This is a genomic window from Caldichromatium japonicum (assembly GCF_011290485.1).
Lineage (GTDB): Bacteria > Pseudomonadota > Gammaproteobacteria > Chromatiales > Chromatiaceae > Thermochromatium > Thermochromatium japonicum.
In genome coordinates this window covers 1,803,518-1,817,205 of sequence record NZ_CP048029.1, presented here as the reverse complement: position 1 = coordinate 1,817,205, position 13,688 = coordinate 1,803,518, and the positions used below count along the sequence as shown (strand labels likewise).

Below are 13,688 nucleotides of genomic sequence, written 5' to 3'. Positions count from 1 at the left end.
TATAGCCATGGTCTGGTTGCGACCCTGGTGGTTATTGGCCCTCCTCCCCTTGGCCTGGTTGCTGTGGTGGCTTTGGCGCAGTCAGGCCCAGGCCGAGGATACCCCCTGGTCGCGCCTGGTCGATCCGCATCTCTTGCCGCATCTTCTGGTCGGCAATCCGCGCCCCGCCCCCCGCTGGCTGTTATCTCTGCTGGGGATCGGCTGGTTGCTCCTCGTCATCGCCTTGGCGGGGCCTGCCTGGCGCACGCTGCCGCAGCCGGTCTATGGACTCTCTGGATGCACCCTGATCTTGCTGGACCTCTCCCCGAGCATGGATGCTGCGGATGTCTCGCCCTCACGCCTTGGACGGGCGCGGTTCGAGGCGATGGATCTACTCAAGGCCAGCCAAGGTCAGGTGGGATTACTCGCCTTTGGCCCCGAGCCCTTCCTGGTCTCACCCCTGACGATGGATGCCAAGATCATCCTGCAGCAGGTCAATCTCTTGAGCAGCGACCTCATCCCCTTTCCTGGACCGCGCAGGACCGATCGGGCATTAGCCGAGGCCCGCGCCTTGCTCGAACGCACCCCGGGCGGTGCGGCCCAGGTCATCCTGATCAGCGATGGGGTCGGAGAGTTTGCAGGTGCGCTGGAAGAGGCGCGCCGCTTGGCCGATGCTGGTCATTCCCTGGCGGTGCTCGGCGTGGGAACACCAGAGGGGGCCCCTGTGCCCCTAGCGGGCGGCGGTTTCGAAAGAGGTCCGGATGGGACGCCGCGTCTGGCGCAGCTCGAACGCGAGCAACTGCAGGCGTTGGCGCGTGCCGGTCAGGGGATCTATGTCCAATCGGTCCCGGCCGATACAGACACCCAGAGACTGCTTGCTGCGGCCCCCAACCCAGATCGGCGACTGCTTGAGGCGGCGCTTAAGGCGGATCAATGGCGTGAGGAGGGACCCTGGCTGATCTTGGCACTCCTGCCCCTGGCGGCCTTGGCCTTTCGCCGCGGCTGGTTGGTCGGCATCAAGGGGCGCAAGATTCTGCACCTCATTGCCTGGGGACTGATCGGCGCTTCCCTCGCCTTTGGAGGCTATGGGATCGCGGATGTCCAGGCCCAGGCTGCGCCTGATTCATCCGGCCAAAGGGGTCCTTGGAACCTGCCGAGTTGGAGATCGCTGTGGTTACGCCCCGAACAGCAGGCGGCGCGCGACCTGGTGGCCGGACATGGGGTCGATGCCGCGCGCCTGAACGACCCTCGCTGGCGCGCGAGTGCGCTCTATCGGTCAGGCGATCTCGCAGGGGCCCTGACAGCACTTGCAGGTCTCGAGGGGCCAGAGATCGATTACAACCGCGGCGTAGCCCTCGCCCGGCTTGGGCGGTTTGCCGAGGCAGCGGCGGCATTCGAAGCGGTCTTGACCCAAGACCCGGGGCATGAGGATGCACGCCACAACCTAGATCTCATGCGCAGGCTCTTGGCCGAGCAGGTCCAGCCGTCCGCTGGTGAAGGGGGAGGGGAGGTGGGTCAGGCCAGGTCTTTAGGGCAACAGCAGGCTGGACAGGGCGGGTCTCAGGGGCACAGTCCAGGCCCAAAAGACCCGTCAGTTAAATCGGGGATGAGACAGGCGTTGGCTGCGTCCGCTCACCCCGAGACCGACAGCGCTGAAACCCAGGCGACGACAGATCCATCGGCCGGGCAGCCTGATGAGCCGCCCTTGAGGGCTGGGGATCAGGTTTCGGCGGCGGATGCCGCTCACCACAAAGGCGAGTCGCTACAGGGGGGCAGGGTGGGCGATGCGCACCCCGCCCAGCTCGATCTTGAGCCTGCGCCGGGGGGCAATGAGCGGGCGCAGTCGCTGGAGATGCGTCTGCGCGTCGTCCCGGATGACCCGGCAGGGCTGCTACGCCAGCGATTCTTTCTGCAACACCTCAGGCGCAAGGAGGAGGGGAGATGACCAGGGCTCCAATACACCCCGCCACCAAGCCGCAACGCCTGCCCCCATGTAGGGTACGCCATGCACTACTCCCTATGGAGCCTCGGGCGCGCGGAGAGATCCAGCTAGGGTTTGCCAGGCAGGATTTGAGATGCAGCGGGCGAGACGCCCGAGCTCTAGCCAGGTACGCGCTGCATATCCTACTCGTTTGGTTGATCGCGGGCACTGCCTGGGCAGGGGGCTTGAGCGTCCAGGTCGATCGCCAACGCCTAGCGCGCGATGAGGTCTTGGAACTGATCCTGAGCGCCGAGGGAGAAGTGCGGGCCGAGCCAGATTTCGGCCCTTTAAAGCAGGATTTCGAGCTCCTCGGCCAGACCCAAAGCGAGGTCACCAAGATCATCAATGGCCGCATCAGCCACCGCAACCAGTGGCGCCTGCGGCTTGCCCCGAAGCGGGCGGGGCACCTGACCATCCCGCCCATCCAGGTTGGGCGGGAGCAGGGGCCCTCCATCGCCATCGAGGTGACCGAGCGCACCCTCAAGGGTTTGCCCTCCATCCAGACCCAGGGCGAACCTGCGCCGCTCTTCGTCACTGCCGAGGTCGAGACCACCCAACCCTATGTCCAGCAACCGATCGAATATCGCGCCCGGGTGTATTACCGGCAACCCCCGCAGCGGGCGACCCTCTCTGAACCCGAAGCCGAAGGTGCGCTCATCCAGCGCCTGGGCGAGGATCGGGCCTATGACGAGACCTATCGAGGGCAGGGCTATCGGGTGATCGAGCGCCGTTATCGCATGATCCCCCAGCGCAGCGGCGAGCTGCGCATCCGTTCGCCGCGCCTCGAGGCAGTGGTTGCAGACCCAAACCAGACGGCCTTGCCCGATCTCGACCGGCTGTTTGGCCAATTAGTGCCGGATCTCTCGGCCTTGGCCCCACCCGGTCGGCGGGTTGTCGAGCGCGCGGAGGACCTGGTACTCGCGGTCCGTCCCAGGCCGCTAGGGGCGACAGGGCACTGGCTGCCGGCGACCTCGGTGCAATTGAACGAGGAATGGACGCCCCAGCCCTCGAGCCTGCGGCTCGGCGAACCCATCACCCGCACCCTGACCCTGACCGCCGAGGGGACCACTGCGGCCCAGCTTCCGGACCTCGAGCTGGGGGCGATCCCCGGGCTTCAGGTCTATCCCGACCGCCCCCAGGCTGAGGACCTGGCGCAGGGGTCAAGACCGGCGGCGGTCAAGACCTTCAGGTTTGCCCTGGTCCCCACCCAGCCCGGGACCCTGACCCTGCCAGAGATCCGCGTCCCTTGGTGGGACACCCAGGACGATCGGGCGCGTGCGGTCGTGATCCCCGCACGCACCCTCCAGGTGGTAGGCCCCAGCCCTACCTCTGGCCAGTCCGCGGGCGTTCAGACAGGGGGGAAGGCTGGCCAGCAGGCCGAAGACAGGGCGCAGGCGCAATATGCAGACGCGCAGAGCCGGGACACAGAGACCCATCCGGCCCGCCAGAGCGCCCTCGGCGGCATCTGGCCCTGGGTCTCCTTATTGCTGGGTCTCGGCTGGCTGGCGACGCTCTGGGTCTGGCAACGCGAGCGTCGCAAGTCTCGCGGGCCACAGGTTGCGTCCTCCCACGGGCCACAGGGTGCGTCCTCCCAGACAAATCAGGCTGGAGGCGCACTGCGCACGCCGCAAAGCGCGACTGCCGAGCAAGAGGCGCGCAAGGCACGCTCGGCCATCCATACCGCCTGTCTGGCCAATGACCCGCGGGCGACGCGTGCGGCCTTGCTCGCCTGGGGGCGGTTGCATTGGCCGGATGCACCGCCCGTTGGTCTCGATGCGCTCGCCGAACGGCTCGGCAATCCGGAGCTGCGGCCCCTCCTGCGGGCAATCGATGGTGCGATCTATGCCCCGCCGGGTCAGGAGTGGGAGGGCAGCTCGGCTTGGGAACGATTGGCGCCTTATCTAGGGATGCCCGCTGAGCAAGACCATGAACCAGACTCCCCGCTTCCTAGGCTCTATCCCGAATCCGGCAGATGATCTGATGATAAAGGATTCGGTCCTGCAGCTTAGCGACGGGTCGCCCCTCTTCGGGGTGGATGGCATCAGGTGCGATCTCGATCAAGGGGAGCAACATAAAGTCGCGTACCAACAGCCCAGAATGCGGGATCCTAAGGCCCGGCTCATCTAGGATCTCATCGCCATAGAGCAGGAGGTCGAGGTCCAGGGTGCGAGGTCCATTCGGCCGGGTGCGTATCCGTCCGGATCGCTCCTCAATGGTCTGGAGCTCGGCAAGGAGCCCTTGCGGGCTGAGACGGGTCCAGAGCTCGGCGACCAGGTTGATAAACTCGGGCTGGTCCTCGAAGCCCCAAGGTTGGCTCAGATACCAGGATGAGACCGCCCCCAGCCTGCTGGCCGGGAGCCTAGAAAGGGCCAAAAGACCGAGCGATACCTGTTCGAGGGGGGCGATGTTTGAGCCGAGGGCGATGAAGGTGCGGATGTCCTGATTCATAATGGGGGCAGTAATGCGATGTGATTGCCGCGCTAGACGAGCCGGCGCGGCGCGGAAAGGTCTGAGGAGGCATGCGGGGCGAACATCCGCTCAGCCTATCCACATGCCCCTTGGCCAGTATGGGTGATCAAAACAGATGAATGATGACCAGACTGTCTTCCTGGTCGATGCCGACCCAGCGATCCAAGAATCCTTGACCTTGATCCTGGCGTCGAGCGGTCATCGCGTCCGTGGCTTTGTCACGGCCAGCGGGTTCATCGAGGCATGCGGCCCGGATACCCCGGGTTGTCTGGTGCTTGACCTGCATTTACCGGATATGAGCGGCCTGGAGCTGCAAGCCAGACTTCTGGAAGGCAATATACGGATTCCAATCATCTTTATCTCGGCCTGTGGCGATATCCAAACTGCCGTGTGTGCGCTGCGGAACGGCGCGCTCGACTTCATCGAAAAACCGGTGGACACCGAACGTCTTCTCCAGCGGGTAGAGGAGGCAGTGGAATTGGATCGCTGCCGTCGGGCAGCCGCAGAGACTGAACGCGCTGTCCTGGCGCGTTTCCGCCAGTTGACCCCCCGTGAGCAAGAGGTTTTATTGCTCACCACCCGTGGCTTGACCAATAAGGACATCGCCCGTCAGCTCGGTATCAGCCCGCGCACTGTCGAAAACCACCGAGCGCGCATGATGGAAAAGATGGGCGCTGCTAACCTCGCCGAGCTGTGCCGCTTGGCATCCATCTGTGAACCTAGGCGTTGATTTGAGGGTCAAGGAATGAGTGATTTTACGGATAGCTGAGCGCTCAGCCGCTGATCTAGCCTCACATTTCAAATACAAATAATTGACCGGTCATGAACCGGCGGCCGGATTCTGTTAAGCCGGAAGAAGACGAGGAGTGACCTCGGTAGCACCTGAGGTCAGTATCACAAGCGCCCTCATCCCCGACTTGCTAGGGGGTAGCGAGCTATTCTAAAGACCTGTTGAGCGCCCTGAACCATCGGGGCGTATTTTTTCGCGTGTTCTCCAGGATTTGCTATGAGTTGACGAGACATAGGTTGGTCAACTAAAATTCGCCCTTTTATGCTAACTAATTTTCCAGATTTTATCGATCCCTGGCGCGCCGCGGATCACTGCCTCGCTTTAGCCGGCGAGCTGCCGACGCGTCGGTTGCCGCGCCTCATCGAGTTTGGGCTTGCAGCCGAGGATGCTGGGGAAGCACTTCAGTATCGGCTCGAATTTGGGTGCGATGAGGCTGGGCAGGCGTATCTCGGCGGGATGCTACGGATGCGTCTGTGTCTGGTATGCCAACGCTGCCTGCGCGAACTTTGGCTCGACCTGGAGGCGCCGCTGGGCCTCGTCCTGGTGCGTTCTGAATCTGCTGCGCTGGAGGTGCAGAGCCAGCACGAGGTATTTGTTGTGCAAGATATCTTGGACCTGCGCACCCTCATCGAGGACGAGATCTTACTTACGATCCCTAGTTTCCCCAGGCATGCGGATGGCGAATGTCAGGCACCAGGTCCACAGACAAATGCAGCGCCTTGGGGGGGCCGCCCGGAAAATCCCTTTGCAGTTCTGGCGCGGCTCAAGGGGCGCTGACCGCGCCTTGACCTCAACACTGGCCCCCAAGGTGGACGCGGGGTATGATCATGATGTTACAGATTGGGTCTGCGCAGGTTGGGATGCGCCGATCACATTAGGAGAGACAGATGGCCGTTCAACAAAATCGCAAAACCCCTTCCAAGCGCGGCATGCGCCGCTCGCATGACGCCTTGACCAAACCGACCCTATCGGTTGATCCCACCAGCGGTGAGGTCCACCGCCGACACCATATCACCGCCGATGGTTTCTATCGCGGGCGCAAGGTCATCGACCGGGCCAGATGATGACTGGATCGGGTCGGCTGGGTCTCGTGCGCGACCGCGATGATCATGGTCAGGCGCGTTGTGTTATTGCTTTGGATGCGATGGGCGGGGATCATGGCCCAGGCGCTGTCGTCCCCGCTGCCCTGAACTATCTCAAGCGACACCCCCAGGTTGTCCTCATCCTGGTCGGCGACGAGGCGCGGATTCGCTCCCATCTCAGCGGCAAGGGTCTGCCAGAGCGCCTCCAGGTCCGGCATACGACCCAAGAGGTGGGGATGGATGAACCGCCGTCTAAGGCGCTGCGCAACAAGAAGGATTCTTCTATGCGGGTGGCAATCGACCTAGTCAAGGGCGGCGAGGCAGACGCCTGTGTCAGCGCAGGCAATACAGGCGCGCTCATGGCCACGGCCCGCTTTGTCCTCAAGACACTGCCCCATATCGACCGCCCTGCCATCTGTACTGCGGTCCCCTCGCTGCGCGGTCATACCCATGTATTGGATCTCGGCGCCAATGTCGATTGCACCGCCGAGCATCTCTTTCAGTTCGCAGTCATGGGCAGCGAGCTGGTCGCGGTGGTCGATGGCATCGAGCGCCCCAAGGTGGCCCTGTTGAACATCGGGCAGGAAGAGATCAAGGGCAACGAGCAGGTCAAGCAGGCCCATGAGCTCTTGAGCCGAAGCCAGCTCAACTATGTTGGCTATGTCGAAGGCGATGGGATCTATCTCGAGGACATCGACGTGATCGTCACGGATGGCTTCGTCGGCAATGTAGCGCTCAAGAGCAGCGAGGGCGTGGCTAAATATATCGCCCGCATGCTCAAGGCGCATTTCAACCGCAACTGGCTGACCCGTCTCTCGGGTCTGGTGGCACTGCCAGTCCTCAAGGGGTTCCGCCGCGCCACCGACCCGCGCCGTTACAATGGCGCAAGCCTTCTGGGTCTGCGCGGGATCGTGGTCAAGAGCCACGGTGGGGCTGATGCACTGGCCTTCGAGCATGCGATCGCCATTGCCGAGCAAGAGGTTGAGGCGAGCATCCCGCAGCGGATCGGCGATCAGGTCGGACGTCACCTCGCGCAGGCACACTATCGGGAATCGGCCTGATGAGGTTCGCTCGTATCCTTGGCACTGGCGGCTATCTGCCTGCGCGTGTCCTCACCAATGCCGAACTCGAACAGATGGTCGATACCAGCGATGCCTGGATTCGCGAGCGCACTGGCATCGAAAAACGCCATCTGGCTGCAGAGGGCGAGACCTGTTGCGATCTTGCGGAGCAGGCGGCGCGCCGTGCCCTCGCTGCGGCGGATCTAGATCCCTCCGAACTCGACCTGATCCTGGTCGCGACCACCACCCCAGAGCAGTTCTTTCCGAGCACCGCCTGTCTGCTGCAACAGCGGCTGGATGTGCATGGCTGCCCGGCCTTTGACCTCCAGGCGGTCTGCGCCGGATTCGTCTATGCCTTGGATGTCGCCGACAAATACATCCGCACCGGCGCCGCACGTCATGCGCTGGTCGTGGGTGCCGAGACCATCTCGCGCCTGGTCGATTGGAGTGATCGCACCACCTGTGTGCTCTTTGGCGATGGGGCAGGTGCGGTCGTGCTCGGCACATCCGATACCCCGGGTATCCTTTCTGCTCATCTGCATGCCGACGGCGCCTATGCCTCCCTGCTCCAGGTCCCGGGCGGTCATGGCAATGGCCAGCCACAGCGCGCCTTCATCGAGATGCGCGGCAACGAGGTCTTTCGTTTCGCGGTTACGACCCTGGGGCGGATCGTCGATGAGACCCTGGAGGCCAATGGTCTCACCAAGGACGACATCGACTGGCTGGTCCCGCATCAGGCCAACATCCGCATCATCCAGGCGACGGCCCGTAAGCTCGATCTGCCAATGGAGCGCGTCATCGTCACCGTTGCTGAACACGGCAATACTTCATCGGCCTCTATTCCCTTGGCCCTGGATCAGGCGATCCGCGACGGACGCATCCAGCGCGGCGAGACCCTGCTGATGGAGGCATTCGGCGGTGGCTTTGCCTGGGGCGCGGTGCTCGCTCGTTATTAGATCCGTATCCGCAGTCCAATGATCATGTTCATATAGGCCATGACCCAGCGACTCGCCGTTTTTTTTCCTGGCCAGGGGTCCCAAAGCGTCGGTATGCTCGATGCCCTGGCCCAATCCTATCCGATCGTCCGCGCAACCTTTGAAGAGGCGTCCGATGCCATCGGGCGCGATCTCTGGCGCTTGGCAAGCCAAGGGCCCAAGGAGGACCTGGACCTCACGGAGAATACTCAGCCGGTGATGCTGGCCGCCGACATCGCGGTCTGGCGCGTCTGGCAGCAGGCAGGCGGACCGATGGCCGAGCTGATGGCCGGCCATAGCCTAGGTGAATATGCCGCACTGGTTGCAGCTGGCGCCCTAGGGTTTGCCGATGGCGTGCGCCTGGCTAACCAGCGTGCTCGATTGATGCAGGCGGCGGTTCCTGAGGGATCAGGTGCGATGGCCGCTATCCTCGGGCTTGCCGAGGACCAGGTCATCGCGCTGTGCGCTGAGCAGGCGCAGGGGGCGGTCCTGGCGGCGGTCAATTTCAATGCCCCAGGCCAGATAGTGATCGCAGGTGAAGCGGCAGCGGTTGCGCGCGCGATCGAGGCCGCCAAGGGCGCCGGCACCAAGCGCTCTGTCCTGCTGCCGGTCAGCGTCCCTTCGCATTGTGCCCTGATGCGCCCGGCTGCCGAGGGGCTTGCTGAATATCTGGCCAATATTCCCCTGACATTACCCAGCGTGCCTGTCATCCACAATGTCAACGTGGCGCCGCCCCCTGATATCGAGACCCTGCGCCGCCTGCTCGTCGAGCAGCTCTACAGCCCGGTGCGCTGGGTGGAGACGGTCCAGGTGATTGCAGCTCAGGGGATCGCGGTTGCGCTTGAATGCGGACCAGGCAAGGTCCTCACAGGACTCAATAAACGTATCGTTGCGGATCTCAAGACCCTGCCGGTCTTCGATCCGGTCAGCTTAGAGACGGCATTGGAGGCAACCTCACATGCTTGCGGGTGAAATCGCCCTGGTAACTGGGGCATCGCGTGGGATCGGGCGTGCCATCGCCTTGGCCTTAGCCAAAGAGGGGGCAACCGTGGCCGGTACGGCGACGACCCCCGCCGGTGCCAAACGGATCGAGCAGATGTTTGCCGAAAGCGGTCAGACAGGCATCGGGGTCGTGCTCGATGTCACAGACCTACAATCTATCGCCGCTACCCTGGAGGAGGTCGAGTCGCGTCTCGGGGCGCCGGCCATCCTGGTTAATAATGCCGGCATCACCCGCGACACCTTGTTGCTGCGGATGAAGGATGAGGACTGGGAGGCGGTGATCGACACCAATCTGACCGCGATCTATCGTCTCTCCAAGGCCTGTCTGCGCCCCATGACCAAGGCGCGCAATGGTCGCATCATCAATATCGCCTCAGTGGTCGGGGCTATGGGCAACGCGGGCCAGACCAACTATGCCGCGGCCAAAGCGGGGATGATCGGGTTTACCAAGTCGCTTGCCCGCGAGGTCGGTTCGCGCGGGATCACGGTCAACTGTGTCGCGCCCGGATTCATCGATACCGACATGACCAAGGAGCTCCCCGAGGCCCATCGTCAATCCCTGCTCGGCGCTATCCCCTTGGGACGTCTCGGCCAGCCCGAGGAGGTTGCTGCCGCTGTCGTCTTTTTGGCCTCAGCGGGGGCCGCCTATATCACCGGCGAGACCTTGCATGTCAATGGCGGCATGTATATGGCCTAAGTGCCTTACAAAACAAGGCATTGAATCCATCAGGCCGCCGCGAGCATTCGCTTTTATCGACCCTGGTTTGTCACTAAAATAGTCCCTGGTCCAGTGTGGCCAAAATCTCGTCATTCGCTTGAGGAATCAATTCTATGAGCAGCGTTGAAGAACGGGTTCGCAAAATCGTGGTCGATCAGCTCGGCGTCAAAGAAGAAGAGGTGACGCCAGAGGCGTCGTTCGTCGATGATCTAGGGGCGGACTCGCTCGATACCGTCGAACTGGTGATGGCGCTGGAAGAGGAGTTCGAGACCGAGATCCCGGATGAGGACGCCGAGAAGATCACGACGGTCCAGCAGGCCATCGATTATATCAATGCACATCTGTCCTGATCTGGGCTGTGGTGCGTGGAGCTGATCGATCGAGGCACTCCCCACGATCTAGGTCAACAGATGTCGCGAAGGTACGCCGTGCGGCGTTCTGAACGATAGAGGAAAACAATGACTGGCAGAAGGGTAGTAGTCACCGGCTTGGGGCTCGTGGCACCGGTCGGTCTCGACGTAAAGTCCGCATGGGAGAATATCCTTGCCGGCAAGAGCGGGATCAAGCCGATCACCCATTTTGATGTCGCACCGTTCAGCACCCGTTTCGGCGGCCCGATCTATGGCTTTGATCCGAGCCCTTATATCTCGGAAAAAGATGCCAAAAAGATGGATAAATTCATCCATTACGGGATGGCGGCAGGCTGTCAGGCTATCGCCGACGCGGGCTTAGAGGTCACCGAGGCCAATTGTCGGCGTATCGGGGTCGCCATCGGATCGGGGATCGGCGGCATCACCGGCATCGAGAACAACTACGAGGCCTATCGCGAAAAGGGTCCGCGCCGCATCTCGCCCTTTTTTGTCCCCGCCAACATTATCAACATGGTCGCCGGTAATCTCTCGATCAAGTTTGGGCTCAAAGGCCCCAACTACTCGATCGTCTCGGCCTGCGCGACGGGGACGCATAATATCGGCGAGGCAGCTCTGATGATCCGTCACGGCTATGTCGATGTGATGCTGGCCGGCGGGGCCGAGATGGCGACCTCGCCTGTGGGTCTGGGCGGTTTTGCCGCAGCGCGGGCACTCTCCACGCGCAATGAGGATCCTGAAGGGGCGAGTCGGCCCTTTGATAAAGATCGCGACGGTTTTGTCTTGAGCGATGGGGCTGGGGTCCTGGTGATCGAGGAATATGAGCACGCGCGCGCCCGCGGTGCCAGGATCTATGCCGAACTGGTCGGCTTTGGGATGAACTCGGATGCCTATCACATGACCGCACCCTCGGAGGACGGGGCTGGGGCGGCTGAGTGTATGCTCAAGGCGCTCGATGACGCTGGGATCAGTCCCGACCAGGTCCAATATATCAACGCCCATGGGACCTCCACCCCGGCGGGCGACATTGCCGAGACCCTGGCGATCAAGCGCGCTTTCGGCGATCATGCCTATCGGGTTGCGGTGAGCTCAACCAAATCGATGACCGGCCACATGTTGGGGGCAGCAGGGGCCGCCGAGGCAATCTTTACCATCCTCGCCATCCGCGATCAGGTGGCGCCGCCGACCATCAACTATCAGACCCCAGACCTTGACTGTGATCTCGATTACGTGCCAAATACCGCGCGTTCGTTGTGGATCGATGTCGCTATCTCCAACTCATTTGGTTTCGGTGGAACCAACGGGACCCTGGTGTTCAAGCGCATATAGGCAGGGGTGACATGGGTGAGTTGCTCCCCCCTGCGGAGCGGGGGATGCCCACACCTCGGTCAAGGTGGCTGGTATGGGGGGGGGTCTTACACAATCGGTTCATATCCTGATCGACGGCCAAGAGCAGGATCAGGTACCGGCCCTGGATCGCGCCATTCAATACGGGGACGGTTTATTCGAGACCATCCGCATCGTCGAGGGTCGTCCTTGCCAGTGGCAGCGTCATCTCGACCGCCTGAGCATCGGTGCTGAGCGCCTAGGTATCCCGCTGCCCGATGTCGCTCTATGGGTTGCTGAGGCTGCGGAGCTCATCCAGGGACAATCCGATGGTGTCTTGAAGCTCATCCTAACGCGCGGCGAGGGTGGACGCGGTTATCGCCCGCCAGACCACCCAAAGATCAGGCGCCTGGTCTTGGTCTATCCACCGCCCAACACCCCAGATCCTTGGCAGCAAGGGGTTGGCGTGCGCTATTGTCAGACCCCTGCTGCAATCAATCCGGCACTGGCCGGTATCAAGCATCTCAACCGTCTCGATTCGGTGCTTGCGCGTGCCGAATGGGATGAACCGGGGATCGCCGAGGGCCTTATGTTCGACGCGACCGGCGTCCTGGTTGGCGGTACCATGACCAATGTCTTTCTTTGGGATGGCGCTCGTCTACTGACCCCTCCGGTCGATCGGGCTGGGATCGCGGGCACGGTGCGCGGCCTCACCCTTGAGTTGGCCGCGCGCATGGGTGTCGAATGTTTGGTGACCCGGCTCGATCTGGAGGCGCTTGATCAGGTCCAAGGTCTATTTTTGACCAATTCTTTGATCGGGGTCTGGCCGGTGCGCGAACTCGCTGGACGCCGGTTTGATCTAACGCGCTTGCCGTGGGCACTGATCAACCGCATTCACCAAACGGCCTTTACGCCCGGCTGATTCGCCCTCGCCTGAGGCGCATCGCTTTGTTCTGCCTTGTATTCGCCTTGGGCGGTGCAGGCGGCGCGCTCTGGCACGACTGGTCTCGCTTTATCGCGAGCCCGATCCTGCTCGGAGCTGAGCAGGTCGTGTTCGAAATCCCGCGGGGTACAGGTGTGCGGATCTTGGCTCGGCGTTTGGCCGATCAGGGCTTGATTGACCGTCCCTGGTATTTCTTCGCCCTGGCGTATATCCGCGGTGCCTCGGGGCGCATCAAGGCTGGGGAATATGCGCTCGAACCTGGCATGAACCCCCTGGCTCTTTTGGAGCGTTTCACGAGCGGGCGGGTTGTCGAATATCCGATCACCCTGATCGAAGGCTGGACCTTCCGTCAGGCACTCGCGGCGATCGACGCGCATACAGTCTTTGGCAATCAAGGTTTGGCTACACTGTCTGATGCAGAGATCATGGAGCGCCTTGGACGCCCTGGCGTACATCCCGAAGGGCTTTTCTTTCCTGATACCTATCTTTTTCCGCGTCACACCTCCCCTTTAGAGATCCTGAGGCGGGCACTCACCCGCATGGATCAGCTCCTTGCCGAGGAATGGGACCGGCGCGCACCCGATCTGCCGCTTAAAACCCCCTACGAGGCCCTGATCCTGGCATCAGTCATCGAGAAAGAGACCGGCAAATCCGAGGAGCGGGCGCAGATCGCCGGGGTCTTTGTCCGCCGCCTAAGGCTCGGGATGCGGCTCCAGGCCGACCCGACGGTGATCTATGGTCTGGGTGCACGCTATGATGGCAAACTCCGCCGCGCCGATCTGCGCGCACCCACAGCCTACAATACCTATATCATCTCTGGTCTGCCGCCGACGCCGATCGCCCTGCCTGGGCGGGCATCCATCCAGGCGGCCTTGCACCCGGCAGGGGGGGATACACTCTATTTTGTTGCCAAGGGTGATGGCAGTCATGTCTTTTCGCGTACCCTCGATGAACACAATCGCGCCGTACAGTATTATGCGCTCGACCGTCCCTAG

The 13,688-nt window shown here is 62.4% G+C and carries 14 protein-coding genes; 13 read left to right on the top strand and 1 reads right to left on the bottom strand.

The annotated features are described in order from the left end of the window. Positions 1–7 precede the first annotated feature (7 nt). Together GWK36_RS08905 and GWK36_RS08900 are read left to right on the top strand one after the other, a co-directional pair. Entirely contained in the window at positions 8–1,924 is a 1,917-nt protein-coding gene (locus GWK36_RS08905; protein ID WP_166270844.1) for a vWA domain-containing protein, read from the top strand. A 221-nt stretch (positions 1,925–2,145) separates the two neighbouring features. Beyond that, entirely contained in the window at positions 2,146–3,936 is a 1,791-nt protein-coding gene (locus GWK36_RS08900; protein ID WP_246237503.1) for a BatD family protein, read from the top strand. On the opposite strand, the gene folK is transcribed toward GWK36_RS08900, so the two are convergent. Next, complete coding sequence (gene folK / locus GWK36_RS08895) at positions 3,908–4,408, bottom strand: 2-amino-4-hydroxy-6-hydroxymethyldihydropteridine diphosphokinase (RefSeq protein WP_166270843.1); 501 nt, start codon at positions 4,406–4,408, stop codon at positions 3,908–3,910. The two genes, GWK36_RS08900 and folK, sit on opposite strands and share 29 nt — an antisense overlap. Before the next feature lie 136 nt (positions 4,409–4,544). On the opposite strand from folK, the gene GWK36_RS08890 reads away from it, so the two are divergent. The 11 genes from GWK36_RS08890 (at position 4,545) to mltG (ending at position 13,688) form a co-directional block, all read left to right on the top strand. Further along, positions 4,545–5,159 carry a response regulator transcription factor gene (locus GWK36_RS08890; protein WP_166270842.1) on the top strand — a complete coding sequence of 205 codons (615 nt, stop codon included), beginning with the start codon at positions 4,545–4,547 and terminating at the stop codon, positions 5,157–5,159. A gap of 321 nt (positions 5,160–5,480) precedes the next feature. After that, positions 5,481–5,996 (top strand): YceD family protein, encoded by a 516-nt coding sequence (locus tag GWK36_RS08885; RefSeq protein WP_166270841.1) that lies wholly within the window; start codon positions 5,481–5,483, stop codon positions 5,994–5,996. A gap of 110 nt (positions 5,997–6,106) precedes the next feature. Next, complete coding sequence (rpmF, locus tag GWK36_RS08880) at positions 6,107–6,283, top strand: 50S ribosomal protein L32 (protein WP_166270840.1); 177 nt, start codon at positions 6,107–6,109, stop codon at positions 6,281–6,283. 80 nt (positions 6,284–6,363) lie between these two features. Next, a complete protein-coding gene (gene plsX, locus GWK36_RS08875; protein ID WP_246237836.1) occupies positions 6,364–7,362 on the top strand; it encodes a phosphate acyltransferase PlsX in 999 nt (332 codons plus the stop codon). Further along, complete coding sequence (locus GWK36_RS08870; RefSeq protein ID WP_166270839.1) at positions 7,362–8,318, top strand: beta-ketoacyl-ACP synthase III; 957 nt, start codon at positions 7,362–7,364, stop codon at positions 8,316–8,318. Before plsX ends, GWK36_RS08870 begins: the two co-directional genes overlap by 1 nt. Before the next feature lie 39 nt (positions 8,319–8,357). After that, entirely contained in the window at positions 8,358–9,308 is a 951-nt protein-coding gene (gene fabD, locus GWK36_RS08865; protein ID WP_166270838.1) for an ACP S-malonyltransferase, read from the top strand. Beyond that, positions 9,295–10,035 (top strand): 3-oxoacyl-ACP reductase FabG, encoded by a 741-nt coding sequence (gene fabG / locus GWK36_RS08860; RefSeq protein ID WP_166270837.1) that lies wholly within the window; start codon positions 9,295–9,297, stop codon positions 10,033–10,035. The genes fabD and fabG overlap by 14 nt, the downstream gene beginning before the upstream one ends. 134 nt (positions 10,036–10,169) lie before the next feature. Further along, on the top strand, positions 10,170–10,406 hold the full coding sequence (gene acpP, locus GWK36_RS08855; protein WP_166270836.1) for an acyl carrier protein: 237 nt from the start codon (positions 10,170–10,172) through the stop codon (positions 10,404–10,406). 108 nt (positions 10,407–10,514) lie between these two features. Further along, positions 10,515–11,753 (top strand): beta-ketoacyl-ACP synthase II, encoded by a 1,239-nt coding sequence (fabF, locus tag GWK36_RS08850; protein WP_166270835.1) that lies wholly within the window; start codon positions 10,515–10,517, stop codon positions 11,751–11,753. A gap of 73 nt (positions 11,754–11,826) precedes the next feature. Then, on the top strand, positions 11,827–12,672 hold the full coding sequence (gene pabC, locus GWK36_RS08845; protein ID WP_166270834.1) for an aminodeoxychorismate lyase: 846 nt from the start codon (positions 11,827–11,829) through the stop codon (positions 12,670–12,672). 11 nt (positions 12,673–12,683) lie between these two features. Next, positions 12,684–13,688, top strand: coding sequence for an endolytic transglycosylase MltG (gene mltG / locus GWK36_RS08840; protein WP_166272571.1), 1,005 nt, complete (start codon positions 12,684–12,686; stop codon positions 13,686–13,688).